25 protein-coding genes are annotated in these 25,423 nt (G+C 39.3%); 22 read left to right on the plus strand and 3 right to left on the minus strand.

The window, feature by feature from the left end:
• The 20 genes from AB6E51_RS20770 to AB6E51_RS20865 all read left to right on the plus strand — a co-directional run.
• Positions 1-472 (plus strand): ISAs1 family transposase (locus AB6E51_RS20770; RefSeq protein ID WP_372140106.1); only part of this gene is annotated, 472 nt, incomplete at its 5' end.
• 103 nt (positions 473-575) lie between these two features.
• Positions 576-1,829 carry a UDP-N-acetylglucosamine 1-carboxyvinyltransferase gene (locus AB6E51_RS20775; RefSeq protein ID WP_372057563.1) on the plus strand — a complete coding sequence of 418 codons (1,254 nt, stop codon included), beginning with the start codon at positions 576-578 and terminating at the stop codon, positions 1,827-1,829.
• A gap of 2 nt (positions 1,830-1,831) precedes the next feature.
• Positions 1,832-2,758, plus strand: coding sequence for a UDP-N-acetylmuramate dehydrogenase (murB, locus tag AB6E51_RS20780; protein ID WP_372057564.1), 927 nt, complete (start codon positions 1,832-1,834; stop codon positions 2,756-2,758).
• Between the two features lie 643 nt (positions 2,759-3,401).
• Positions 3,402-4,658: a lipopolysaccharide biosynthesis protein gene (locus tag AB6E51_RS20785; protein ID WP_372057566.1), complete on the plus strand. Its 1,257-nt coding sequence runs from the start codon at positions 3,402-3,404 to the stop codon at positions 4,656-4,658.
• Between the two features lie 34 nt (positions 4,659-4,692).
• Complete coding sequence (locus AB6E51_RS20790) at positions 4,693-5,859, plus strand: hypothetical protein (RefSeq protein ID WP_372057567.1); 1,167 nt, start codon at positions 4,693-4,695, stop codon at positions 5,857-5,859.
• Between the two features lie 5 nt (positions 5,860-5,864).
• On the plus strand, positions 5,865-7,040 hold the full coding sequence (locus AB6E51_RS20795; RefSeq protein WP_372057568.1) for a glycosyltransferase: 1,176 nt from the start codon (positions 5,865-5,867) through the stop codon (positions 7,038-7,040).
• Positions 7,041-8,168 carry a hypothetical protein gene (locus AB6E51_RS20800; RefSeq protein WP_372057569.1) on the plus strand — a complete coding sequence of 376 codons (1,128 nt, stop codon included), beginning with the start codon at positions 7,041-7,043 and terminating at the stop codon, positions 8,166-8,168. It abuts the gene before it with no gap.
• A gap of 45 nt (positions 8,169-8,213) precedes the next feature.
• On the plus strand, positions 8,214-9,050 hold the full coding sequence (locus tag AB6E51_RS20805) for a glycosyltransferase (protein WP_372057570.1): 837 nt from the start codon (positions 8,214-8,216) through the stop codon (positions 9,048-9,050).
• The gene (locus tag AB6E51_RS20810) at positions 9,050-9,493 is read left to right on the plus strand and encodes an adenylyltransferase/cytidyltransferase family protein (RefSeq protein ID WP_372057572.1); all 444 of its coding nucleotides are present in this window, start codon (positions 9,050-9,052) and stop codon (positions 9,491-9,493) included. Before AB6E51_RS20805 ends, AB6E51_RS20810 begins: the two co-directional genes overlap by 1 nt.
• Before the next feature lie 11 nt (positions 9,494-9,504).
• A complete protein-coding gene (locus AB6E51_RS20815) occupies positions 9,505-10,323 on the plus strand; it encodes a hypothetical protein (protein WP_372057573.1) in 819 nt (272 codons plus the stop codon).
• Complete coding sequence (locus AB6E51_RS20820; RefSeq protein WP_372057574.1) at positions 10,323-11,144, plus strand: phosphorylcholine transferase LicD; 822 nt, start codon at positions 10,323-10,325, stop codon at positions 11,142-11,144. The genes AB6E51_RS20815 and AB6E51_RS20820 overlap by 1 nt, the downstream gene beginning before the upstream one ends.
• Positions 11,145-11,173: 29 nt before the next feature.
• Positions 11,174-11,770 carry a sugar transferase gene (locus AB6E51_RS20825; protein WP_372057575.1) on the plus strand — a complete coding sequence of 199 codons (597 nt, stop codon included), beginning with the start codon at positions 11,174-11,176 and terminating at the stop codon, positions 11,768-11,770.
• Entirely contained in the window at positions 11,771-12,946 is a 1,176-nt protein-coding gene (locus AB6E51_RS20830) for a DegT/DnrJ/EryC1/StrS family aminotransferase (protein WP_372057576.1), read from the plus strand.
• 96 nt (positions 12,947-13,042) lie between these two features.
• Positions 13,043-14,209 (plus strand): nucleotide sugar dehydrogenase, encoded by a 1,167-nt coding sequence (locus tag AB6E51_RS20835; RefSeq protein ID WP_372057577.1) that lies wholly within the window; start codon positions 13,043-13,045, stop codon positions 14,207-14,209.
• Positions 14,210-14,219: 10 nt separating this feature from the next.
• The gene (locus AB6E51_RS20840; protein ID WP_372057578.1) at positions 14,220-15,224 is read left to right on the plus strand and encodes an NAD-dependent epimerase; all 1,005 of its coding nucleotides are present in this window, start codon (positions 14,220-14,222) and stop codon (positions 15,222-15,224) included.
• A gap of 312 nt (positions 15,225-15,536) precedes the next feature.
• On the plus strand, positions 15,537-17,480 hold the full coding sequence (locus AB6E51_RS20845; protein ID WP_372057579.1) for a polysaccharide biosynthesis protein: 1,944 nt from the start codon (positions 15,537-15,539) through the stop codon (positions 17,478-17,480).
• A gap of 137 nt (positions 17,481-17,617) precedes the next feature.
• Complete coding sequence (locus AB6E51_RS20850) at positions 17,618-17,800, plus strand: hypothetical protein (protein ID WP_017063154.1); 183 nt, start codon at positions 17,618-17,620, stop codon at positions 17,798-17,800.
• A gap of 226 nt (positions 17,801-18,026) precedes the next feature.
• Positions 18,027-19,559, plus strand: a complete 1,533-nt coding sequence (gene gpmM, locus AB6E51_RS20855; protein WP_102332651.1) for a 2,3-bisphosphoglycerate-independent phosphoglycerate mutase — start codon at positions 18,027-18,029, stop codon at positions 19,557-19,559.
• A 350-nt stretch (positions 19,560-19,909) separates the two neighbouring features.
• Positions 19,910-20,356, plus strand: coding sequence for an HI0074 family nucleotidyltransferase substrate-binding subunit (locus AB6E51_RS20860; RefSeq protein WP_017093683.1), 447 nt, complete (start codon positions 19,910-19,912; stop codon positions 20,354-20,356).
• The gene (locus AB6E51_RS20865) at positions 20,346-20,669 is read left to right on the plus strand and encodes a nucleotidyltransferase family protein (RefSeq protein WP_017063157.1); all 324 of its coding nucleotides are present in this window, start codon (positions 20,346-20,348) and stop codon (positions 20,667-20,669) included. The genes AB6E51_RS20860 and AB6E51_RS20865 overlap by 11 nt, the downstream gene beginning before the upstream one ends.
• A 15-nt stretch (positions 20,670-20,684) precedes the next feature.
• Here AB6E51_RS20865 and AB6E51_RS20870 read toward each other — a convergent pair whose 3' ends face one another.
• From AB6E51_RS20870 to AB6E51_RS20880, 3 genes are all read right to left on the minus strand, one after another.
• The gene (locus AB6E51_RS20870) at positions 20,685-20,873 is read right to left on the minus strand and encodes a hypothetical protein (protein ID WP_017063158.1); all 189 of its coding nucleotides are present in this window, start codon (positions 20,871-20,873) and stop codon (positions 20,685-20,687) included.
• A 108-nt stretch (positions 20,874-20,981) separates the two neighbouring features.
• On the minus strand, positions 20,982-21,467 hold the full coding sequence (locus AB6E51_RS20875) for a methylated-DNA--[protein]-cysteine S-methyltransferase (protein ID WP_371725423.1): 486 nt from the start codon (positions 21,465-21,467) through the stop codon (positions 20,982-20,984).
• 112 nt (positions 21,468-21,579) lie between these two features.
• Complete coding sequence (locus AB6E51_RS20880) at positions 21,580-22,929, minus strand: MATE family efflux transporter (RefSeq protein WP_372057581.1); 1,350 nt, start codon at positions 22,927-22,929, stop codon at positions 21,580-21,582.
• Positions 22,930-23,147: 218 nt separating this feature from the next.
• Here AB6E51_RS20880 and AB6E51_RS20885 point away from each other — a divergent pair, with 218 nt between their 5' ends.
• Both AB6E51_RS20885 and groL read left to right on the plus strand, forming a co-directional pair.
• The gene (locus AB6E51_RS20885; RefSeq protein ID WP_010433998.1) at positions 23,148-23,438 is read left to right on the plus strand and encodes a co-chaperone GroES; all 291 of its coding nucleotides are present in this window, start codon (positions 23,148-23,150) and stop codon (positions 23,436-23,438) included.
• Between the two features lie 206 nt (positions 23,439-23,644).
• A complete protein-coding gene (gene groL / locus AB6E51_RS20890; protein ID WP_017061290.1) occupies positions 23,645-25,291 on the plus strand; it encodes a chaperonin GroEL in 1,647 nt (548 codons plus the stop codon).
• The last annotated feature ends 132 nt before the right edge of the window (positions 25,292-25,423 follow it).

A 25,423-nucleotide genomic window follows, 5' to 3' on the forward strand; every position in this document is an offset into this window, starting at 1 on the left:
AACGCTTACCTTTCGCAAGTCCTTGCAGGGCAAGGGGCTTCGTAATCTTGCCCTGCACTGTGATAAAACCTTGACAATCCCAACGCACTACTTTTCAAATCTTGCGGTACCCGTTCTTTACTCAATGGGTACCGCTGTTTTTGTAAGAAAAGAAGAATCCGTGATGAAAGAGTCAGAAATCACGTTGAGCTACTACATTAGCTCGAAAGATTTAAATGCTAAGGAATTGTTAAACGCAACGCGTTCACATTGGTTGGTCGAGTCGATGAATTGGTCTCTCGATACGACATTTAGTGAAGACGATTGTCGAAAACGAGCGGAAGAAAGTGCAGAGAACTTTGCAAGGATCAGACAGATGAGTTTGAACATGCTGAGGAGTGAGGTGACTTTGAAAGCGAGTATTAAGCACAAAAGAGCGATGTGTGCGATGGATTCTGAGTACCTTCTGAAGGTGCTGGCAAGCCTTTATTGACGGGGATGCATGGTAGAGCAAGACCTTCGTAATCTTGCCTTGCTCTCAAAACATTAGCAAATAGATATTATTAGTACAATTAAACATAATGAGATTTAAGAAAATGTATGATAAGAAATTTTTAGTCGAAAAAAGTCAGCTTAAAGGCAGTGTTAAAGTCAGTGGCGCAAAGAATAGTGTTTTACGTTTACTAGCCGCATCTATTTTATTTGATAAAGATGTTGAGTTGATAAACTACCCAAGCGATTTGCTTGATGTTCAAATCCATGAGGACATGCTCCGTTATTTAGGTAAAACTGTCGAAGTCAACGGTGATCACGTCGTCATTTCACAGGATGGTAAAATGAGCACGAACCTTGAGTGGCACGAACGTTCGATTCGAAACACTCTCCTAATTCTAGGTGCTTCTGTTGCTAAGTATGGTTACGGCCGTGTACCTTTACCTGGAGGGTGCAAGCTTGGCGAGCGTAAATATGATATTCATGTTCATGTACTTGAATCGCTAGGGGCAAAAATATTCGAAGATGGTGATTACTTAGTAGCGGAATCAAACGAAAGACTGAAAGGGTGTGATATTCATCTTCGAATGCGCTCTACTGGTGCAACTGAGAATGCAATTCTTGCAGGTTGTTTAGCTGATGGTACAACAAGAATATATAACCCACATATTCGTCCTGAAATTATAGATTTAATCGATTTTTTAAATAAATCAGGAGCAAATATTAAAGCTTATGGACAGGAAAGAATTGAGATTAAAGGCGTTAAATCATTATCCTCAATTCGTCATAGCGTAATGCCAGACAACATGGAAGCATTAACATGGGTTATCTTGGCTACTATGACCAAGAGTGAAATTAAAATTGAAAACTTCCCCTTTCAAGACCTAGAAATCCCATTAATTCATTTGCGAGAAAGTGGAGTTAACCTATACAGATGTGATGATAGTGCAATTGTAGGTGAAGGTGCATGTTACCCTATTGAGATTAGTACTGGTCCATACCCAGGAATTAACTCAGATATGCAACCATTATTTGCAGCTTTTGCATCTATGTGTAATGGCACTAGTCATATTATTGATTTGAGATTTCCTGGGCGCTATGCATATGGGGAAGAAATGAACAAGATGAACATTGACACAGCTGTTAACGGTGATCTATTCGTTGTTGAAGGTAGTAACGAGATAAAAGGAGCTGAAGTTAAAGCCCTAGATTTACGTGCGGGTATTGCTCTTCTTATGTTGGGTATGGTAAGTAATGGAAAAACAACTATAACTGATTCTTGGCAAATAAAACGAGGCTATAACCAAATCCTAGATAAATTACAGGCTCTTGGAGCTAATGTAAAAGAAATTGATTAATTATGAAGTTATATAAAAATATATCTTTAAAAGATTTTTCGTATTGGCGAGTTGGTGGAACTGCTGATTTCTTATTTATAGTTAATTCGATTTTAGAATTAAAAGAGGCTCTCGAATTTTTAGATAAATTGAATCTTCCTTTTGTTATAATTGGTAATACTTCAAATCTGTTGTTTTCTGACTCAGGAGTTCGTGGTGGGCTAATAAAACTTGGACCTGAATTCTCTTACTGTCAGTTTGAACTAAGGTCGATAACTGTAGGTAGCGGTATTTATTTACCTAATCTAGTGCGTTTGTGTGCGAATCAAGGACTTTCTGGAATAGAACATCTTATTGGTGTTCCTGCTACCCTAGGGGGAGCCATCTATATGAATGCTGGAAGTCAAAGGAAGTCTATTTCTGAACGTTTAATAAGTATTGAGTCTATAGACGAAAATGGGATGTTAATTACAAGAAATAAAGATGATTGTTTTTTTTCCTACCGTAATAGTATTTTTCAATCTAACTCAGAGTTAATATTAAGTGCAACAATAAACTTGGAAGATAAAGATAGATCATTAATTAGGCGAGAGTGTTTAGATATACTTAAATCTAGAAATCAAAAATTCCCAAGAAAAAAGCCTAGTTGTGGTTCTGTTTTTATAAGCAACCCTTCAATGTATGATAGCTATGGTCCTCCAGGTAAAATTCTCGAAGATGTTGGATTGAAAGGATTTAAAATTGGTGGCGCATCGATATCTTCTAAACATGCAAATTTCATTGTAAATGATGGTGATGCCAAAGCTTCTGATATATTAAGCCTAATTGCTATTGCAATCGAAAAAGTAAAAGCTGAAACGGGTTATCAACTTAAGTCAGAAGCAAAATATGTTTCTGAAAAATGTGTCTTTATTGACGCTGATACTGCAGCTTTGACTTTGGTAGCTTGAGTTATTTAAGTGAAAGGTAAATGAGTAGTATTTATAAAAATATACTAGTTTTAGCTTCAGGTTCTATTGTCGAAAGAATGATTGGTATAGTAAGTATTCCAATTATCACGCGGATTTACTCTCCTGCAGATATGGGGAGGCTTTTTGTTTCTCTTACGGTAGTCTGACTTGCTTTTACTTCTTTACGTTATAGTGTTGTAATTCCTTTACCAAGAACTCTAGCCTATGCATTTAATGCTAGTGTTTTATGTTTTAATATATTGATTATAGTAAGTTTTTATTACATTTCTTTTTCTCAAGCTATATTTAAAGCATTTAATTTAGTAGCTTCTTTAGTTACATTTATAGAGATGCTAAATTTTATGTTCGCTAAATTGAACACCTTTAGTGTTTACTTGCAAAAAAGTTCTGCCTTCTAATGAAATTCTCTTTTTTAAGAGAGTAATATCATGAATAATAAATGCGCATATCTATGAAAATTAAAATATATTGAAAATCAACCGTTATAAATCGGTATAAATTAAATGCTTTACAAGTATATTAATAAAAAGTGAAAGATTAGACTTTTCTATTTGTAAGTCTAGTAAATTGCATTTCATGAGTGTATCACTGACAATTTATACATTAACTCATAAAAGTACCAATGTCGAAAAGAAATAATAAGCAACTTTTTAGAGATATTCGAACATTAGTTTTCGGTTCATCAAGTGCGAAGCTAATTGGTCTTATTTCAATTCCTATTATAACAAGAGTTTACGGACCTCAAGAATTAGGTGAACTATCAATCTTTTTAGCAATAGTTTCGCTACTAATACCATTGTTTACGCTTCGGTACAATATAGCAATTCCTCTTCCAGAAAAAGAAGAGGAATCGTACTCTTTGTTGAAATTATGTTTTGTTAGTTGTTGTATTTGGTTTATTTTGACTATGATACTGGCCAGTATATCCTTTTTCAAATTTGAATATTCAGAAATCTTTGGGGTGAACAAATACTATATTTTGCTAATGCCTAGTGTTGCTTTTTTGGTTGGCATATACGAAACTATTGAAAGTTATTTAGTTAGAAATAGAAATTTCAAAGTTATTTCAAAAAGTAAAATTTCTCAATCTCTCTTAGGTAACTTAACAAAGGTTATATTGGGGGTTTTGAATGTTGGAGCAATAGGGTTAGTAATAGGGCACTCCTTAACACTAATGGGTGGGCTATTAGTTTTTGTGGTGTATTTTAAAAATAAGATATTAAAATTTTTACACTATAGCTGTGATATGATTTATATCGCAAGACAATACATAGAATTTCCGATCTATAGGTTGCCTTCACAGTTTATGCTCATCTTGTCTAGCAAGATTCCCCTCTTGTATTTTGGTTACATATATGGGACGGAAGAAACTGGACAACTGGCTTTGTCTTTCACATGTATGGCAATACCAATCGCATTAGTATCTCAAAATATAGGTCAAGTAGTTTATAGTGAAGCGGCGAAACAGATAAATAGCGGTTTGTCTAACATTTATTCACTCACAAAAAACCTGATAAAGAAATTATTAATAGTTGGTGTGTTCCCTAGTTTCATCTTGTTCTTCTTTAGCAAAGAACTTTTTATTATTGTTTTTGGTCAGAAGTGGGAATTAGCAGGAATTTACACTTCAATCTTATCATTCTATATGTTGTTTCAGTTTATATCTAACCCTATAACATCAATCATAAATGTGGTTTCTAACCAAAAGATGTTCCTGTTAGTTAATTTCCTGAGACTGATAATGATTTGTTTGGTTTTTTCTTTTTCTTATTATTTTAGATCTGATCCGTTATCTACACTCAAAAACTTTAGTTTAATAATGGTAATTAACTACATCATTACGATTGCTATTGTATTAAGAATGGTGAAAGACAAATAATAGGATGCTATGGATATCCCGTAAGGAAAATTCAATGAAAAATAATCATTTCGATAAAAAGATTGCAATTGTAATATACTATTTTGAAGGCCATGTTGGGGGACATTTTTATACTGTTAAAACGTTGACTGAAAGCTTTGTCTCATCGGGCATTGATTGTGAGTTGTTCGTTATAGGGAAAAGCATACCAAATATATACGAATCAAACGATTTTAATGTTACTTTATTATCAGAACTTGATTTTTTCTTCAAAAGGAAAAAACTTGATAATATATTCGAACAGTTCGATGTTTTACATTCTTTTGACAACCTATCAAATATATTTGTTACCTCTCTACGTCTCAAGAATAAGTTGTTGATTAATACTTTGTGTGGTGGACCAGACCCTAAAAGACCATATCATTTAATTAGTCAAAATCAAATTTGTTTATCACAAGAAAATATAGAGTATTTTGAGAGATCTGGATTCAAGTTTGATCGTTTATTATTGATTCCCAATAGAGTATCTTTAAAGAATAGTCCTCTACTTCATTCAAATGAACGTGAATTATTTTTCCATGATAAAAGTGTAAAAATTATAGCAATAAACCGAATAGGATATTCATTTAGATCTAAGATCCGACAGGCGATAAACTTTTCAAAATTACTTCATGATAGAGGTGTAGAAGTTGAGTTGGCCATAGTGGGCTATATTGAAAATAAAGATGTTTATAACGAATTGCTCGAAACTAGTAACCCATCCTATGTGAATTTCTATACTACTCAAGACTACACAAATAATGCTACCAGACATATTAAACAATCTGATGTTGTAATAGGTACTGGTAGGGGGTTCATGGAAGGTGCTCTGTTGGGGAAGGTTATGCTTTGCCCTTCTCAGCAGTTAGATTATCCGGTAATTGTTACAGAAGAAAATTTTGCTAGTTTATTTTCAAAAAATTTTTCGGGTAGACAAGAGGTTGATGAAAAATATGAAGTTGATAAGTTGAGAAGCTTCAAATTAGAATATTATAAGTCAAACCTATCATTGGCACGAACCTATGAGGATAACTTTCTCATTGATAAAGCTATCGATAAATATAAAGTTATATATTCAGAAAGTGCTGAAAAAAATAGATTCAGCGTCCGATTCTTTATAGGTTATATTTATGTTTTATTTAAAGTTGTTAAAAACAAAGTTAGCCGTATGGCAAAAAGGTGAATCAATTGAGTAATGAGAATAAGATTGTGATTTTGGCACCTAGCCTCAATACTGGAGGTATTTCTAAGGTTATCAACTCTTATTACAGAATGTTTTGTAATAATAAAGTCGAATGTAATATTGTGTTAACTGATAATATCTTGACGGACAGATCTGAGAATATACCATTATCAAAAATTACAACACTTGGCTTCAAGACAAGTAAGTATTACAAAAAGAATTTTTTCGACCTATTTAGGAACATTCTCTTGCTACCTTTGAGTGTTGGAAAGCTTACTAGACGAAATGAAAAGACGATAATATGTGTTCATTTTTTACCAATATTCATAGGTATCCTATTAAAGTTTTTCAAACCTAGTCTGAATTGTTTATTTGTTTACCATACAAACGTTTTTACTTATTCACAGGGTAAGAGTAAGTTAGTTTCGTTTCTTTATGAAAAGTTTATTTGGGTAAGTCAAATCGGTGATTCTGTTGTATTTCTAACTGAAGATGTAACCAATGAGTTTAATAAAAAGACCGGTTTAGGGAAAGCTGTAACCATACCAAATTGTTATGAACGTATCTGTTGTATAGAAAAGAAAGACTATGCTGAACATTGCTTTAATATTCTTTTTGCAGGTAGGTTGTCTAAAGAAAAAAACATTGACTTTATTCTTTCTGTATTTGAGTCGTTAAAGAATAAATATCCAAATGAACATATGAAATTATTAATTGCAGGTGACGGGCCTTTAAAAGCAGAGTTGATAGAAATAAAAAATAAAATGAAACACGGTAACTTTGTCGATTTTCTAGGCTACTGTCCGGATATGAAAGATATTTATTCATGTGCAGATGTTATGTGTTTAGCCTCTTCTATTGAAGGATTTCCTGTATCTTTATTAGAGGCTCTTGACTTCAAATTACCTGTGGTTAGCTCAAATTGTGCGTCTGGTCCGAGTTCCATTATAGGGTTTGGTAAAAATATTAAACCCAACGATTCTTATGTTCATGAAACACCTGTCGGATTTCTATTACCTGTGCCTACTGGTGATAATAGTAACGCTGAAATAGTTAGTTATGTTGATGCAATTTCAAAGGTATTTGATAAAAGATTCAATTATTGCACTACATTCTCTAACGAAATAATCGAAGCGTTTGAGCAGAGAAAGATATTTAGAAAATGGGAATCGATAATTTAAATGACTGTAGTTAATGTTAACAATATAATATTATTGTGTTTTTCGTTGTCATTTTTTCAACTGAATTTCTTACCCATTGGTAGATTTCTTTTACCATTAATATTTTTACCAATAGCTTTTATTTTAATAATAAGAACATGCAAATTAAATAAGAATGACATTTGTTATTTTGTATGCTTTTTAGTTTTGGCTTGTCTTATAACTGGTCAGTCTAATAATGATTTTATAGAGTACACTAATGCATTTATGAAAGTAATGTTAATTTATTTGGCATTTTTTGTAGCGCAAAAAATAGATTTTAGCAAAGTTGGAGACAGAAAAAATGTTTACGTACTAGTAAACGTTATTTCAATAACATTGCTCCTCATAGATGCTTATGTACGATTTTCAAGAGTGGGTTTTAGCCTTGCAATTTTATCTGACAATTTCTATATTGCAAAGAAAGATTCTATTATATTGTCAGACACTAATGGTGTAGGTTTTTATATAGCTTGTGTTATGTCATTAAATATATTTTTTAAGAAGGCTATAAATAATAATATTTGGATTGCTGTGCAGTGTGTTCTTTTTATTTTAACGATGCTAACTATGAGTCGTTCAGCTATATTTTCTATAAGTTTGTGCCATTTTTTATTACTTGCATACTGGCTATTAAATAAATTTAATGGTTATATAAAATTAGGCATAATAGTGCTGATGGCCTCAGCGTCACTTGTTTTTTTGTCCGTAGCGCTTTCTAATATAATTCATGCAGTAGATTATGACGCAAGTGGAGCAAGTAAAATAAAAACTTTCTACACAATCTACGAGCTTTTTGGTAGCAACTTACTTTTGGATTTCTTTGGACGTGGCTTACATGATGGTGGCTTATATTATTCGTTTGAGTCTCAGGTTCGTTATGCTCACTCAGGTATCCCACTATTACTTGGTTTCTTTGGCATATTTGGTTCACTTATATATCTGTTTTTAATTGCGATACCTTTGAGATTCAATGGCGTTTACTATGCAATCTTCACTATGTTCTTCTTTATCGGATTCTCCTATTTAGAGGTCTTATATGAAACACTATTTTTAGTGCTTGGATTAGCTTACAATCAGTCACTCAACGTTACTAGCAAAGAAATATAATCTATTTTTTTGTTTACTACTGTTTTTTATTAAAGGGTTAAGGTTATGTTATTTTCGGTGGCAATGTGCGTTTGGAAAGGAGACGACACAGAACTCTTCACAATTGCTTCTAATTCTATACTATCACAAAGTCTCTTACCTAATCAGATTGTACTAGTTGTGGATGGTGAAGTTGACGATGAACTAAACAGTAAAATATCTTGCTTCGAAGATGAAGCAACCATATTGGGAATTACATTTACTTTGTTTCGTTTCGAGAATAATGTCGGTCATGGTTCTGCTAGACGGAAATCACTTGATTTATGTTTGAACGATTATGTTGCTATTTGTGATGCAGATGATTTGAATGTAGATATTAGATTTGAAAAACAAATGAGGTTCATGGAAAATAATCCAGTCATAAGTGTTGTAGGTGGTTATATTGAAGAATATAGTGATTTCAGTTCGCCACTTGTGAAGCCCCTTAAAAGAACCGTTCCAACTGAATCTGAACAGATAGCTGAATACAGTAAGACCCGTTGCCCTATGAATCAGATGTCAGTGATGTTTAAGAAAGAGGATATCCAAGCTGTTGGAGGATATCGGGATTTTTATCACAATGAGGATTATTATTTGTGGTGCCGTTTACTTCTTGCGGGAAAAAATATGGCCAATATACCGGAGGTGTTAGTAAAGGCTGCAGTTTCTAGTGCAACTTATGAGCGCAGAGGTGGGAAAAGTTATTTTGTAAGTGAAATGAAAATACAATTGTTTATGTTACGAAATGGTATGATAAGCGTAGTTCGTTTTGGTTTCAATTCTATTGTTCGCTTTATCTTGCAGATAGTTATTACAGACAAGTTTAGGAAGTTAATCTTTAACAGATTTTTAAGAGAAAAATAATGAATAAAAAAATATTAGGTTACACCACTGGCGTTTTTGATATGTTTCATATTGGTCATTTAAGATTGCTAAAAAAAGCGAAGCTTCATTGTGACTACTTGATTGTTGGAGTTAGTTCAGACGAATTGGTACAAAGCTATAAAAATAAGTTACCAATAATACCGCTTGCTCATAGAATGGAGATAATAAGTTCTCTTAAGTTTGTTGATGAAGTCATAATTCAAACCCATCGAGATAAATTAAAATCTTTCCACGAAATTGGTTTTAACGTAATGTTTGTAGGTGATGATTGGAAAGATACACCAATATTTATTGAATTAGATAATGAGTTGAGAAAATATGATGCTCGTGTCGAATATTTTCGTTATACAGATCAGGTCTCATCAACTAAATTTACAGAGATTCTACAGGGAATTTACGACGATGACAGAAAGTCACTTTAGGGTATGGTATAGTGCAAACATTAAAACGCTGGAATGAGATATGTCGATTTGTATCGTTAAACCGACTTGATGGTAGCCTGGACTCCAAAAGCAAGATAGCTAATAGTTCAACGAAGAGGGTGTTTTTTAAACATGATGTAGAGGCTAATCCCGAAAGAGCATTAGATATTGCTCGTATCGAGGCAGAGCATGGTATTCAGTCTGTATTCTATTTTCAGTTTGATGTTTTTGTTGAATCAATATCTATCGCGAGTCAAATACAAAATTTGGGACATGAGATTGGCTATCATTATGACGTTCTTGATGCCAATAATGGTTGCTTTGAATTAGCCATACTAGATTTTCAAAAATCAATAAACAAATTTCATGAGTATGGGTTCGCTATTGAAACTGTATGTCCTCATGGTAATCCTGTATTAGTAAGAGATGGCTGGAATTCTAATAAGGACTTCTTTCGAAATAAAAACGTTAGGGACTTGTTCCCAGGTATTTTTGATATAGTCGTTGATGCAAGAAAGGTCTTTGGTGAAACTTTCACATATTATACAGATGCCGGATATTCTTGGAAAAAAGTAACTTCTATTGATGAGAACGATCGTGAACAAATCCCCGATATAGATATTATTGATTTAATAAAGGATATTGAGTCATCTAATTCAGAGATAATTATTTTGAGTAATCATCCACATAGGTGGATGCGCAGTCCGATAAGGGCTTTCTCAAAAAAATATTTATTTGTAACAGTTAGATACTTGGCGAGAATTTTAACGAAAATTACTTTCATCAATACACTAATGTCGAAATTTTACTTTATTGCGAGACGTTTTTGATGAAAAGTGATTTAGTTGAATTACAAGATAATATTCTTTATATTGCAAAGTACTTCGATCAACTCTGCCGTGAGAATGATATTCAGTACTTTCTGTTAGGCGGTACTGCTTTAGGTGCAGCAAGACATGGTGGCTTTATTCCGTGGGACGATGATTTCGACGTCTGTATGAAACATAAAGATTATGTAAGATTTTGTGAGATAGCGAAAAATAAACTAGATACTGAAGTTTTTTATTTTCAAGAGGGTAATACCAAAGAGTGGCCTTTATATTTCTCAAAGATAAGGATGAATAACACGACTTATATCGAAGAGGATGTAAGAGGAAGGGAAATGCATCACGGTATTTACATTGATATTATGTGTTTAAACAACACATTTAGTAATAAGTTTTTGAGATATACACAATATTTATCCGCAAAATTACTATCGGCTTCTGCGCTGCATAGAAGAGGATTTATTACAGACTCCAAGATGAAAAAAATCGTGATGAAATTTGTTGGGCCATTAGTGGTTTCACCGGTTAGAAAGGTTTTGTTAGGTTATGTACAGATTTTGAATCGGAAACAAGATGATTCTTACTTGTTGAGCCATTTTTTTGGAAGAGCTAAGTTTAACAATACAAGTATAAAGTCTAAATGGGCAAAATTTGGGCGTAGAGTTAAGTTTTCAAGTGCAGAGTTTTCCATAATGACTGATAACGAAAAGTATCTAAGCTTAAGATTTGGGAATTCTTATATGGAACTTCCTAGCGAGAGCGTGAAGGCTCAGTATCCTAGTCACTGTTCTGAATATAAAGTTGCAGAACAGTTTAAAAAATAAAACACAAATTATAGTCTGAGGTTATTATCTTGTATCGGATCGTTTTTAAAAGAGTTTTCGATTTAGTTGTGGGCTTGCTTTCGTTAACATTGTTCATTCCCATTATATTTTTCTCTTGGCTTGTCGCAACAATTGAAACTAAAAGTAACGGGTTTTTCCTGCAGGATCGTGTAGGTAAAGACGGACACACTTTTAAAGTCATAAAAATAAAAACAATGACAGAAAAGTCTGATTTTAGTTCTAGAACGACTGTTACAAGTGCTTTGGACTCCCGTATTACTGTGAGTGGCAAATTGTTTAGAAAGTATAAGATAGACGAGTTACCGCAGTTGATTAATGTGGTAATTGGACAGATGAGTTTTGTAGGGCCGAGACCTGACGTTCCGGGGTACGCTGATAAACTCCGGGGTGAGGATAGAATAATATTATCAATAAGACCAGGTATTACCGGCCCAGCTTCGATTAAGTATAATGATGAAGAGTATATACTTTCGACTAAAGGAAATCCTCAGAAATATAATGATAGTGTAATCTGGCCCGATAAGGTCAGCATCAATAAAAAATATGCGAAGACTTATAATTTTGTGGATGATATAAAATATATTATAGAAACAGTGGTGCGTTAAATGCTAAACACATGCTTTTCAGATTGGCCTCAGTACACGTTAGAAGAATGTGAAAAAGTTCAACAGGTTTTACTGTCCAATAAAGTTAATTACTGGACTGGTACGGAGTGCCGCGAATTCGAGAAGGAATTTGCTAACTGGTGCGATTGTAAACATGCGGTCGCCTTAGCTAATGGTACGCTAGCTCTGGATTTGGCGTTGAAAGCGCTCGATATCGGAGGTGGTGACGAAGTAATTACAACGCCGCGTACATTTTTAGCTTCAGCGTCATCTATCGTTACTACAGGTGCTAATCCTGTGTTTGCCGATGTAGATTTAAACAGCCAAAACATCACCGCTGATTCCATTGAAGCGGTACTCACCCCTAAAACAAAAGCGGTTATAGTGGTGCATCTAGCGGGTATGCCAGCGGAAATGGATGCCATAATGGCTCTTTCTGAAAAGCACGGCTTTTACGTAATTGAAGATTGTGCTCAAGCTCACGGCGCGAAATACAAAGGTAGAAGCGTTGGTACAATAGGGCATATTGGCGCATGGTCCTTCTGCCAAGATAAGATAATGACCACCGGTGGTGAAGGTGGCATGGTGACCACCAATGACAATGAATTGTGGTCTAAAATGTGGTCCTACAAAGACCACGGTAAAAGTTTTGATGCAATATACAACCGCGAACACCCGCCAGGCTTTCGATGGTTACATGAAAGCTTCGGGACAAACTGGCGTATGACTGAAATGCAAGCGGTGATTGGTCGTATTCAACTAACTCGCATGACTGAGTGGACTCAAAAGCGCCAAGTGAATGGTAAAGCGATTGATGATGCGGTTTCAGAGTTAAGCGTAGTACGTCGCGTTGATGTACCCGACTACATAGAGCATGCCGAATATAAGCATTATCTGTTTGTAAACCCAGACCAACTGGCTTCGGACTGGAACCGCGATAGAATCGTTGACGAAATTAACGCTCTAGGTGTACCGGCATTTCAAGGCAGTTGTTCTGAAGTTTATTTAGAAAAAGCATTTGATGACACAAGTTTTAGACCTAAAGTACCGCTAAAGAACGCGGTTGAGCTAGGTGAAACCAGCTTAATGTTTTTAGTGCACCCAACCTTAACTCAGGATGAGATCGGCAAAACGGCTGAAGTGCTGCGTGCGGTTTTATTAGAAGCTCAAGTCTAATCAAATATTATGATAGGGAAGGTTAGAGCTTTCCCTAATTATTTTCATATCAAATTTTTAATTATACAAATTACAACGTCAGCGAAGAAAAATAAAATGAAAATTGCAATTGCCGGTACAGGCTATGTAGGCTTATCAAATGCGATGCTGTTGTCACAGCATCATGACGTTATCGCGGTCGATATTCTCGAAGAGAAAGTAAGGTTGCTGAACGATAAATTATCTCCAATCGTTGATGCTGAAATTGAAGATTTTTTGGCGAATAAACGATTAAACTTCACTGCGACACTCGATAAAGAGTTAGCGTATTCAAATGCCGATTATGTGGTTATTGCTACCCCTACTGATTATGACGTAGAGACGAACTACTTTAATACCTCTTCCGTTGAAGCGGTAATTAAAGACGTGATGGCGATTAACCCAAATGCGGTGATGGTGATTAAGTCTACCGTGCCTGTAGGTTATACTGCGCGTATTAAAGAGGAGCTTGAATGTGAAAACCTGGTGTTTTCACCAGAGTTCCTGCGTGAAGGTAAAGCTTTATACGACAATCTGCATCCATCTCGTATTGTAGTAGGTGAGCGCTCTGAGCGCGCGACAGTATTCGCAAATTTGTTGTTAGAAGGCGCGGTTAAAAAAGACGTTGAAATCCTGTACACCGATTCAACAGAAGCTGAGGCAGTAAAGCTGTTCTCTAATACCTACTTAGCACTGCGCGTTGCTTACTTTAATGAGCTCGACACTTACGCCGAATCTCACGGATTAGATACACGCCAGATTATCGATGGGGTTAGTTTAGACCCTCGCATTGGTTCGCATTACAACAACCCTTCATTTGGTTATGGTGGTTACTGCTTGCCAAAAGATACCAAGCAACTGCGTGCTAACTACTCTGATGTGCCGAACAATATTATCGGTGCCATTGTCGACTCGAACACCACGCGTAAAGATTTTATTGCCGACTCTATTATTAAAAGAAATCCAAGACGCGTTGGTATTTACCGATTAGTGATGAAGTCAGGCTCTGACAATTTCCGCGCTTCAAGCATTCAAGGCATTATGAAACGCCTTAAAGCAAAAGGCATTGAAGTTGTGGTGTTTGAACCAGAGCTTAAAGAAAAAGAGTTCTTCCATTCATTAGTATTAACGGATTTCGAACAGTTTAAGTCAGGCTGTGACGTGATTGTTTCAAACCGCATGGCTCAAGAGTTAGCGGATGTGAAAGACAAAGTGTATACGCGCGATCTATTCGGTTCAGACTAAGGAATAAAAAATGAAGTATTTGGTAACGGGCTCAGCAGGGTTTATCGGCAGTGCAGTAGTAGAACAGCTAACGGCGAAAGGCCATCAAGTGGTTGGCGTAGATAACCTGAATGATTACTACGATGTCGCTTTGAAAGAAGCACGCCTAGCGCGTATTCAACATGCAAATTTTAAATTGGTCCAGTTGGACATTGCCGATCGCGATGGTGTAGCTAGCTTATTTGAAGCGGAGCAATTTGACCAAGTGATTCACTTGGCTGCACAAGCGGGTGTTCGCTATTCTATTGAAAACCCACACGCGTATGCGGATTCAAACCTTGTTGGTCACTTAAACATTCTTGAAGGTTGTCGTCACAATAAAGTGAAGCACTTGGTTTATGCCTCTTCAAGTTCTGTATACGGGTTGAATGCTAAAACACCGTTTGCAACGTCAGATTCGGTCGATCACCCAGTTTCATTGTACGCAGCGACCAAGAAGTCGAATGAGCTAATGGCGCACAGCTATTCTCACTTATACGACATTCCTACCACAGGCTTACGCTTCTTTACCGTGTATGGTTCGTGGGGCCGCCCAGATATGGCACCGTTTATCTTCACTAAGAAGATCCTTGATGGCGATACTATTGATATCAACAACAATGGTGATATGTGGCGTGATTTTACTCACGTAAACGATATTGTCGAGGGTGTAGTACGTATCGCGGATGTAATACCAACACGTGATAACTACTGGACGGTCGAAGCGGGTTCTCCTGCAACTAGCTCTGCCCCTTACGCGGTGTTTAACATTGGTCATGGCTCACCAATAAAATTAATGGACTTTGTTAAAGCAATTGAAGATGAACTGGGCATTGAAGCGAAGAAAAACTTCCGAGAAATGCAACTTGGTGACGTATACCAAACGTATGCAGATACGCAAGACTTGTTTACCGTAACGGGCTACACACCAAAAGTAACAGTCAAAGAAGGTGTTGCTGAGTTTATCCAGTGGTATCGTGAGTTTTACAGCAAGTAAAATAGTACGCGTTATTAAAAAGTATTTTTCCCCTTCTAGTTCGCTACTCATAATTATTGGCTTAGTGGTTTTAGAGTCTCAAGTATGAGATGACTGTTTGTGTAAGATCCTTTTTTAGATAAGTCACAAATACCCCAATAAGTTAAAATTGTCGAACTGTTGGGGTGTTTAGGTCAGTAACAAATTTAAGCTCAAAGTGAATGTTTGGATTGGAGTTTGTAACCTCTCCTTGCAAACTCAAATCATGTTCAATACACCCCCACTCATGCAGTCTTTGTGGTCTATTAAATACCAATAAATAAGAATAACTTTATGCAACGTCTAAACTTCATATGGCACCTTTCTCGTTTTAAAAAGCGGGTTATCAGTGTTTCTATCGATACTTTGCTTATTCTCTTTGCTCTGCATATTGCTTTGTGGACAAGGTTAGGTGATTTTCAGTTTTTGACAGATGGTGATAATTTATTACTGACAGGCTTAACAGTAATAACAACGGTCATTATTTTCACCAAAATAGGACTTTATCGCGCTGTTCTTAGGTACCTCACCTTTCAAGCACTGTTTGTGGTAACGGCAGGCGCAATATTATCGGCCATCTCTTTGGCTCTGTTTGCCTATTACTTGCAAGAGCCTATCCCTCGTACTGTGCCTATCATCTATGGTGCTTACTTAGCGCTATTGTGTGGTGGCTCTCGTCTTGTTGTTCGTAACCTTGTTGCCACTACGTCACCTTCGAAAGACTCACGTCAAGAAGTGTTGATTTATGGTGCAGGCTCTGGTGGTCGGCAGCTTGCGGTCGCACTTCGTGCTTCCGAAGATTATCGAGTACGTGCGTTTATTGATGAAGATAAAACGCTCACCAATACGATGATTTTGGGTTTGCCCGTTATTGTATTAGGCAAAGCGGAAAGGTTGATTGAAAAGCACGACGTTTCTAAAGTCCTACTCGCGATACCCAGCGCTTCTCGTGCTCGCCGTAAGCAAGTATTGGATTTGCTGGCGCAGCTGCCCGTTGAGATTCAAACCGTTCCTGAAATGGCGGATATTGTGTCAGGTAAAGCAAAGATTGATGAGCTTACCGATGTACCTATTGAAGATTTGCTCGGTCGTGATGCGGTTGCGCCTCAGCAAGCTCTGATGGAAGCTGACATCAAAGATAAAGTGGTGATGGTGACCGGTGCGGGCGGCTCTATTGGTTCTGAACTTTGTCGTCAAATCCTCAAACAACAACCTAAAACATTAGTGTTGTTTGAAGTCTCTGAGTTTGGCTTGTACCAAATTGATCGTGAGCTTTCTTTAGTTAAAGAAACCAAAGGTTATGATGTTGAAATCGTTCCACTGTTAGGCTCGGTGCAGCGTTCGCATCGCTTGTTAACCTCAATGCAGTCTTTTGGTGTCCAAACGGTTTATCATGCCGCGGCTTATAAACACGTTCCTCTCGTCGAGTACAACGTTGTCGAAGGCGTGCGTAATAATGTTTACGGAACTTACTATACCGCCAAAGCTGCGATTGAAGCAGGTGTTGAATCATTTGTGCTTATCTCGACAGACAAAGCGGTACGCCCAACTAACGTGATGGGGACAACCAAGCGTATGGCGGAATTAGGTCTACAAGCTTTGGCTGAGCAAGAGAATCAAAAAGAGCACGGCACACGTTTCTGTATGGTTCGCTTTGGTAATGTACTTGGCTCTTCTGGCTCGGTTATTCCTCTGTTTAAAAGGCAGATTAAAGCCGGTGGCCCACTTACTGTTACCCACCGCGATATTACCCGTTTCTTTATGACCATCCCTGAAGCGGCGCAGCTGGTTATTCAGGCGGGCGCTATGGGTAAAGGCGGTGATGTGTTTGTTCTTGATATGGGCGAATCGGTCAAAATCACAGACCTTGCAGCAAACTTGATCAACCTTTCAGGCCTTTCTGTTAAGAATGAAGAGAACCCTCATGGTGATATTGAAATCCAGTTCTCCGGCCTGCGCCCTGGTGAGAAGCTCTATGAAGAGTTATTGATTGGCGATAATGTATCCCCAACCGCTCATGAGCGAATCATGACGGCACAAGAAGTGTTCTTACCGATTAATGAATATGACACGCTACTTGAATCTTTGGATTTTGCTTGTCATAACCTACAACATGATGCGATTCGCCAGCTTCTTCTCGATGCACCAACCGGGTTTAAGCCGACAGATGGGATAGGGGATTTGGTTTGGAATGCTGCTCAGAACCAAGAAGAGCTCCTTCTAGAGCCTAGAGCCTAGAGCCTAGAACCGATATTGGGTTCGGTTATTTGAATTATGACCTTCCGTTAGCGTGTTTTTTACACAATTCTTTCGAAGGTGTTCTGTTTATTGTCCATAATTACTATGAGCTTTAATAGCGATATGAGGCAGTAATCATGATAATAGATATTTCATCTAATCAAGAAATTGAAGAAAGTTTGGATCAAATATTGTGGGATGATTTTAGCTTTCAATATGTTACCAACAAAACCACAGTGATAGAGCAACCAGCAGTGCATGATCTAAAATCACAGGACGATGATGAAGAGCATGACACTGAGATTAATCTTCTAAACTGAAGAGCCGTGAGGCTACCGTTGTTCCGCTTTTTCAATATGGATGGTGGGGATATAAGTATTCATATCCCTACTTTACTCCCTTCTAAAATGACGCTTTTTTTCACATTCGATCATCCTACCTGCGCCCTTTCTTGATCTTCCGCTACAGTTTTGACTGTAAACTGTAGTAAAATTACGCTAATTTGTTTTTATACCGATTTATTTTGAATTGAACGAGGTCAGTCCTATGTCAGCTAAGAAGCCAATGGCTCTAGTGATCCTTGACGGTTACGGTTACCGTGAAGACAACCAAGACAACGCTATCGCGAACGCTAAGACACCAGTATTAGACGGTCTTATTGCTAACCAACCTAACACGCTAATCTCGGCTTCTGGCTTAGATGTAGGCCTACCTGATGGCCAAATGGGTAACTCTGAAGTGGGTCACACCAACATTGGTGCGGGTCGCGTGGTATACCAAGATCTTACTCGTATTACTAAGTCAATTTCAGATGGTGAGTTCGGCCAAACTGAAACGCTAGTGAACGCTATCGATAAAGCGGTGAAAGCTGAGAAAGCGGTTCACATCATGGGCCTTATGTCTCCAGGTGGCGTTCACTCTCATGAAGATCACATCTACGCAGCTGTTGAAATGGCAGCAGAACGTGGCGCAGAGAAAATCTACCTACACGCATTCCTAGACGGCCGTGATACGCCGCCACGTAGCGCAGAAAACACACTGGCACGTTTCCAAGCGTTGTTCGCTAAGCTAGGCAAAGGCCGTGTGGCTTCGCTTATTGGTCGTTACTACGCAATGGACCGTGATAACAACTGGGATCGCGTTCAAGAATCTTACGACCTGCTGACTCAAGCAAAAGCAGAGTTCACATTCGACACTGCAGTAGCTGGCCTAGAAGCGGCTTACGCTCGTGACGAAAACGATGAGTTCGTTAAAGCGACTGAAATCAAAGCTGAAGGCGAAGAGTCTGCCGCTATCGTTGATGGTGATGCAGTTATCTTCATGAACTACCGTGCTGACCGTGCTCGTGAAATTACACGTGCATTCGTTCCTGATTTCGACGGTTTTGCTCGTAACGTATTCCCAGCGATCGATTTCGTAATGCTGACTCAATACGCGGCAGACATTCCACTTCTATGTGCATTCCCACCGGCTTCTCTAGAGAACACTTACGGTGAATGGCTATCGAAGGAAGGTAAGACGCAGCTACGTATCTCTGAAACAGAGAAATACGCACACGTGACGTTCTTCTTCAATGGCGGTATCGAAGACGAGTTCGAAGGCGAAGAGCGTCAACTTGTTGCTTCTCCAAAAGTAGCAACGTACGACCTACAGCCAGAAATGAGCGCGCCAGAGCTAACTGAAAAGCTTGTTGCCGCAATCAAAGGCGGTAAATACGACGCTATCGTTTGTAACTTCCCTAACTGTGACATGGTTGGCCACACTGGCGTTTACGATGCAGCAGTTAAAGCGGTAGAGTCTCTAGACGAATGTCTTGGCAAAGTGGTTGAAGCAATCAAAGAAGCCGATGGCCAACTGCTTATCACTGCAGACCACGGTAACGCGGAAATGATGGTAAACCCAGAAACGGGTGGCATCCACACTGCGCATACTAACTTACCAGTGCCGCTTATCTACGTGGGCAGCAAAGACGTTGAGTTCAAAGAGGGCGGTAAGCTGTCTGACTTAGCACCAACGATGCTTTCTCTGTCTGGTATCGCAATTCCGGCTGAGATGTCAGGCGATGTGATCGTTAAATAGTCAGTAGTTAAATAGTTGTTTGGCTCAGCGGCTCACGTTGAGCTTTAACGATTTTGAAAGCCCGCACTTCAAAGTGCGGGCTTTTTTATAGATGTGAGATACGAGTAAGCGAGATGAGAAGAGCTTAAGAACGGATGCGTGATGTGAGATACGGGTAAACGAGTAGCGAAGAGCTTAAGGACAGGTATTGGGTAAGAAAAACATGCAGGGGAGAATATAAGGGCACGACCTTAAACAAAAGACGAAAAGAACAGTCTTGATGAATATCGAAAGAGTGACATTTCTTGAATGATTAGGTAGCTTAAGGCTCATACTATACTTGTCTTTTACCTTATATTTAGGCTGTTTATATGAACTCAAACCCAGACCGTTGGAAGCAACGACTGCAAAACTTAATGAAAGCGCAGCAAAGGCTTGAGAGAGCGTGCTCACAAGATAGCTACAATGAGTTAGAGCTCGCTGGGTTAGTACAAACTTTTGAATTTTCTTTCGAACTGACATGGAAGACCCTTAAAGACTTACTTGAGTTTGAAGGGTTTGATGTGGCTTCGCCGAGGAGCGTTTTTCGTACGGCCTTAGAAGCTAAGCACCTGTCTTCGGAGCAGTGTGAGATTATGCTTGAAGCACTCATAAAACGAAATTTATTGTCCCACACCTATGATGAGGAAAATGTCCTTGAAGCTCAGTCACTGATCTTAGAGTCATTTTCACCAGTGATAGGGCAAGTCACACTCTATTTAAAGCTTAAATGTGATCAAGAGGGTCAATGCGAACAAGAGGTTAAATGTGATCGATAGTTATTTGGTTAAACCAGACTCGGTCGGCCTTAAGCCTCATCAGTATCAGTTGATTGAGGATATTGTTTTGAGTCATGCCGCAGTCATTCATGCCTGGGTATTCGGTTCTAGAGCCCTTGGAACTTATAAAGATAACTCCGACATCGATATTGTTATCGAGGGGCATGGGATTTCGTTAAGTGTCGTCGCAGGCTTGCAAGATCGTTTAGAACAGTCGTCGCTTCCATTCAAGGTTGACTTGCTCGTTAAGCATAGAATTACATCAAGCGAGTTACTTGCCCATATTGACACTTATGGGATTAAACTAAAGTAACCGAACGTATTATTATCAGCGTAACGGTGATGTTGATTCTTGAACCGATTGTTTACGTTTTGCCAGTTTATCTCGAATCTGAGTACCTGAATTGACTCGGTCATGTTTTTTATCATCAATAGAAAACGATAATAGTTTCATTAGCGCTATAGCTCCATCTCTACGCTTTCGATCTTCATAAGATTCAATCGTATCAGTGGACATTACCATCACCTCTTTGTATGAAATTTTAAATATAGACTATATGTTGTCTGGTGATAATGGCGCTTCTTGATGGCGAAATTTTATATTATTGATCTAGTGAGATAAGGTTTACTTCTTTTTATTTAAGATCGAACGCTCAAAATCTAACAACCACTCTTTGCGATTCATACCGCCGGTGTAGCCGGTTAATGTTCCATTCGCGCCGATGACTCTATGGCAAGGCACAACAATACTAAATGGGTTCTTGCCGTTCGCACCACCCACTGCTCTTACGGCTTTTGGGTTGTCCATTCTCTTTGCTTGTTCACCGTAACTGATGGTTTCGCCATAAGGAATGGTTGTTAAAGCTTGCCAAGCTACTTTTTGAAAGTCAGTGCCTTTTATCGCTCTTAATGGCAAATCGAATTCTATTCGATGACCTGCGAAGTACTCATCTAACTGTTTCGCTGCCAGTTGGCAAAGGTCATCTGGATTGCTAATCATTAGCTCTTCGTGATTTACATGGTCAATTTCAATAAGCGACACACCATTGCTAACAATGATCATCTTGCCAATTGGTGCGTCATAGAACATTTTGTAAGTGGTGTCTTCCATGTCATCTTCCTTTTTTTAGTCTTTTTCTGCTCTCAAGCTCTTCGAATCTCGTAACTGCTCTTAAGCTCTTAAATCTTTTCGCATCCCGGTTACTCGCATCTCGTATCTGCTCTTATATCTTTTCGCATCCCGCATCTGCTTTACCCCTTACACGAAGCGCAAACAAGTACCCTGAAATACCGCCGACAATGTTCCCCAAGGCTAAGCCTATAAATAGCCCTTCGACACCATCAATTTGGCTGCCTATCCAAGCGAATGGCAAGGTAAAGACAAACAAACGCATGAAGCTCCATTGAAAGGCTTTGAGTGGTTGATGCATGGCATTCATCCCACTGATCAGCATCATCACAATGCCTTGGAATCCATAGCTAAAGGGCACGACTAACAGGTAATGCCACAATATGCCTCGGACGGATTCTTCTTGAGAGAACAGGGCAGCCAAAGGAATGCTCAACGGCACCATCATTAAGAAAATCAAACCTTGGAACATCACAGCAAAACGCATACTCAGAAACAGTGCCTTAAAACTGCGTTGTGGGTTGTTTGCGCCAAAGTTCTGCGCCATGAAAGGCGTAAGCGCCGAAGTAAGAGACATCAACACAAGGATAAGAATGGACTCGATACGTTGCGCTGCGCCATACGCCGCCACGGCTTCAGTCCCTTGTTTGGCCAGCATCATCATGATGATAGCGCCGGCAAGTGGGTTCAGAGCGTTAGACAAAGCCGCTGGGGTGCCTATTTTTAAGATCTGTCGCCAGTCACTGGCGATGTTTGTCAGCTTAGGCGGCGCAAGCAGTTTTTCTCGCACCATCAATACGTAGAGTGAGCCACACAACGCACCAAACCAACTGAAACCACTGGCAATCGCAGCGCCTTGAATCCCCAGTTCAGGAAAAGGCCCATACCCGAAGATGAGTAGCGGATCTAAAACGCCATTGATAAGGCCAGCCAGTAGCATGATCTTGGCGGGTGTTTTCGTATCACCGGTCGCTCGAATCGCGCTGTTGCCTGCCATGGGGATGACCAACAATGGGATCGCGAGATACCACACCGACATGTATTCCGATATCAGCGGCAACAACTCTTGCTTTGCTCCTAGCAGGGTAAACATAGGTTCTAAGGCGATAATACCTAATGTAGACGCGCAGCCGACCAGAAGCAGAGCCAGCAATAAGCCATGACAGGTAAAGCGTGCTGCATTTTGTGCGCTGCCTTGGCCAAGTAATCGACCGATACATGTCGATAAGCCAATACCAATCCCCATGGTGATGCAGTTGATGGCAAAGGTGACTGGAAAGGTAAAACTCACCGCGGCTAAGGCTTGGGTGCCAAGCAATGAGATGAAGAAAGTATCGACGAGGTTAAACATCAAGATCGCGACCATACCGAATATGGTCGGTATGGTCATGGTACGCAATGTACTCTCAATTGGGGCAGTTAATAGCCCGTGCTTATCTTGCATGCAAAACGCCGATAGAAACCAAAAGCGTAGGATAAACAGATGCGGGATACGAGTAAACGAAAAGCAGGGAAAGATGAGGGGTGAGAATCTGCACTTTAGCTCACAATTTTTTCGTTCCCCCCTTGGGATCTTTCACATCGCCCCCAACATATTGTTTGACCCACGCTAATCGTGGCAACTATCAAAATTTAAATGGAAATTATCAGGAGATAAGACCGATGAATATCCGTCCTCTACATGACCGAGTTATCGTTGAGCGCCAAGAAGTTGAATCTAAATCTGCTGGTGGCATCGTTCTAACTGGTTCTGCCGCAGAAAAATCGACTCGCGGTATCATTCTAGCTGTCGGCAAAGGCCGCATTCTAGAAAACGGTTCAGTGCAACCGTTGGACGTAAAAGTTGGCGATACCGTTATCTTTGCTGAAGGTTACGGCACGAAAACTGAAAAAATCGACGGCAAAGAAGTTCTGATTATGTCTGAAAACGACATCATGGCGATCGTCGAGTAATCTATTTTTCATTTAACTCTCAGTAAAAGTTATCAGAGCCAGTATTGGATGATTCATATCGTCATTCCAGAAATGAGGAACGAATTATCTGGAATCTAAACAGAGTGCGATTTGAGTAGATTCTGAATCACGTTCGTCCCTCACTGTTCAGAATGACGCGATAACGCTGAGACGCCCCGAAACAAAGAATTTGAAAGGAAATTAAGATGGCTGCTAAAGACGTTAAATTTGGTAATGACGCACGTATTAAAATGCTAGAAGGTGTAAACGTTCTGGCTGACGCAGTAAAAGTAACACTAGGTCCTAAAGGCCGTAACGTTGTTTTAGACAAATCATTTGGCGCACCGACTATCACTAAAGATGGTGTTTCAGTTGCACGTGAAATCGAACTTGAAGACAAGTTCCAAAACATGGGCGCGCAAATGGTTAAAGAAGTGGCTTCGCAAGCGAATGACGCGGCGGGCGACGGTACGACTACAGCAACAGTTCTTGCTCAAGCAATCATCACTGAAGGCTTAAAAGCCGTTGCTGCTGGCATGAATCCAATGGATCTTAAGCGCGGTATCGACAAAGCAGTTATCGCTGCAGTTGAAGAGCTAAAAGGCCTTTCTGTTCCATGCGCAGATACAAAAGCTATCGCGCAAGTAGGTACTATCTCTGCGAACTCTGATTCGACAGTAGGTAACATCATTGCTGAAGCGATGGAAAAAGTAGGTCGTGATGGCGTAATCACGGTTGAAGAAGGTCAGGCTCTACAAGACGAGCTAGACGTAGTTGAAGGTATGCAGTTCGACCGTGGTTACCTATCTCCTTACTTCATCAACAACCAAGAAGCGGGTTCTGTTGATCTAGAAAGCCCATTCATTCTTCTTATCGACAAGAAAGTTTCGAACATCCGTGAACTTCTTCCGACTCTAGAAGCGGTTGCTAAGGCATCTCGTCCACTTCTTATCATCGCTGAAGATGTAGAAGGCGAAGCGCTTGCAACTCTAGTTGTGAACAACATGCGTGGCATCGTTAAAGTGGCTGCTGTTAAAGCGCCTGGTTTCGGTGACCGTCGTAAGTCTATGCTGCAAGACATCGCTATCCTAACTGGCGGTACGGTTATCTCTGAAGAGATCGGCCTAGACCTAGAGAAAGTAACGCTAGAAGACCTAGGTCAAGCTAAGCGTGTAACTATCACTAAAGAAAACTCAACCATCATCGATGGCGCGGGCGAAGAAACAATGATCCAAGGTCGTGTTTCTCAAATCCGTCAACAAATCGAAGATGCAACGTCTGACTACGACAAAGAGAAACTTCAAGAGCGCGTAGCTAAGCTAGCTGGCGGTGTTGCAGTAATCAAAGTGGGCGCTGCAACTGAAGTTGAGATGAAAGAGAAGAAAGACCGCGTTGAAGATGCACTTCACGCAACTCGCGCTGCCGTTGAAGAGGGTGTGGTTGCTGGTGGTGGTGTTGCACTTATCCGCGCTGCATCTAAAGTTGCTGGCCTTGAAGGCGACAACGAAGAGCAAAACGTCGGTATCCGTGTTGCACTACGTGCAATGGAAGCGCCTATCCGTCAAATCACGAAGAACGCAGGTGATGAAGAATCTGTTGTTGCTAACAACGTTCGTGCTGGCGAAGGTAACTACGGTTACAACGCGGCGACTGGCGAATACGGCGACATGATTGCAATGGGTATCCTAGATCCAACTAAGGTAACTCGCTCTGCACTTCAGTTCGCAGCGTCAGTTGCTGGTCTTATGATCACAACAGAAGCGATGATCACTGATAAGCCACAAGATTCTGGCCCTGCAATGCCTGATATGGGTGGCATGGGCGGTATGGGTGGCATGGGCGGCATGATGTAATCATCCCCCTTTCTCTATAGCAGAGAAAGTCACACATAAGCTTTAGAAAACGGAGACTTCGGTCTCCGTTTTTTTGCTCTTAAGCCTTATTTATTCGCATCCCGTATCTGTATTTCAGCTTCACCATCACCC

Origin of the sequence: Vibrio sp. 10N.247.311.47, assembly GCF_041467535.1 — a bacterium.
Classification (GTDB): domain Bacteria; phylum Pseudomonadota; class Gammaproteobacteria; order Enterobacterales; family Vibrionaceae; genus Vibrio; species Vibrio crassostreae_C.

Bases quoted from the DNA above. Each gene is read 5' to 3' on its own strand.
- AB6E51_RS20775 (WP_372057563.1), top strand. From the start codon at position 576: ATGTATGATAAGAAATTTTTAGTCGAAAAAAGTCAGCTTAAAGGCAGT.
- murB (WP_372057564.1), top strand. From the start codon at position 1,832: ATGAAGTTATATAAAAATATATCTTTAAAAGATTTTTCGTATTGGCGA.
- AB6E51_RS20785 (WP_372057566.1), top strand. From the start codon at position 3,402: ATGTCGAAAAGAAATAATAAGCAACTTTTTAGAGATATTCGAACATTA.
- AB6E51_RS20790 (WP_372057567.1), top strand. From the start codon at position 4,693: ATGAAAAATAATCATTTCGATAAAAAGATTGCAATTGTAATATACTAT.
- AB6E51_RS20800 (WP_372057569.1), top strand. From the start codon at position 7,041: ATGACTGTAGTTAATGTTAACAATATAATATTATTGTGTTTTTCGTTG.
- AB6E51_RS20805 (WP_372057570.1), top strand. From the start codon at position 8,214: ATGTTATTTTCGGTGGCAATGTGCGTTTGGAAAGGAGACGACACAGAA.
- AB6E51_RS20810 (WP_372057572.1), top strand. From the start codon at position 9,050: ATGAATAAAAAAATATTAGGTTACACCACTGGCGTTTTTGATATGTTT.
- AB6E51_RS20820 (WP_372057574.1), top strand. From the start codon at position 10,323: ATGAAAAGTGATTTAGTTGAATTACAAGATAATATTCTTTATATTGCA.
- AB6E51_RS20830 (WP_372057576.1), top strand. From the start codon at position 11,771: ATGCTAAACACATGCTTTTCAGATTGGCCTCAGTACACGTTAGAAGAA.
- AB6E51_RS20835 (WP_372057577.1), top strand. From the start codon at position 13,043: ATGAAAATTGCAATTGCCGGTACAGGCTATGTAGGCTTATCAAATGCG.
- AB6E51_RS20840 (WP_372057578.1), top strand. From the start codon at position 14,220: ATGAAGTATTTGGTAACGGGCTCAGCAGGGTTTATCGGCAGTGCAGTA.
- AB6E51_RS20845 (WP_372057579.1), top strand. From the start codon at position 15,537: ATGCAACGTCTAAACTTCATATGGCACCTTTCTCGTTTTAAAAAGCGG.
- AB6E51_RS20850 (WP_017063154.1), top strand. From the start codon at position 17,618: ATGATAATAGATATTTCATCTAATCAAGAAATTGAAGAAAGTTTGGAT.
- gpmM (WP_102332651.1), top strand. From the start codon at position 18,027: ATGTCAGCTAAGAAGCCAATGGCTCTAGTGATCCTTGACGGTTACGGT.
- AB6E51_RS20860 (WP_017093683.1), top strand. From the start codon at position 19,910: ATGAACTCAAACCCAGACCGTTGGAAGCAACGACTGCAAAACTTAATG.
- AB6E51_RS20870 (WP_017063158.1), bottom strand. From the start codon at position 20,873: ATGTCCACTGATACGATTGAATCTTATGAAGATCGAAAGCGTAGAGAT.
- AB6E51_RS20875 (WP_371725423.1), bottom strand. From the start codon at position 21,467: ATGGAAGACACCACTTACAAAATGTTCTATGACGCACCAATTGGCAAG.
- AB6E51_RS20880 (WP_372057581.1), bottom strand. From the start codon at position 22,929: ATGCAAGATAAGCACGGGCTATTAACTGCCCCAATTGAGAGTACATTG.
- AB6E51_RS20885 (WP_010433998.1), top strand. From the start codon at position 23,148: ATGAATATCCGTCCTCTACATGACCGAGTTATCGTTGAGCGCCAAGAA.
- groL (WP_017061290.1), top strand. From the start codon at position 23,645: ATGGCTGCTAAAGACGTTAAATTTGGTAATGACGCACGTATTAAAATG.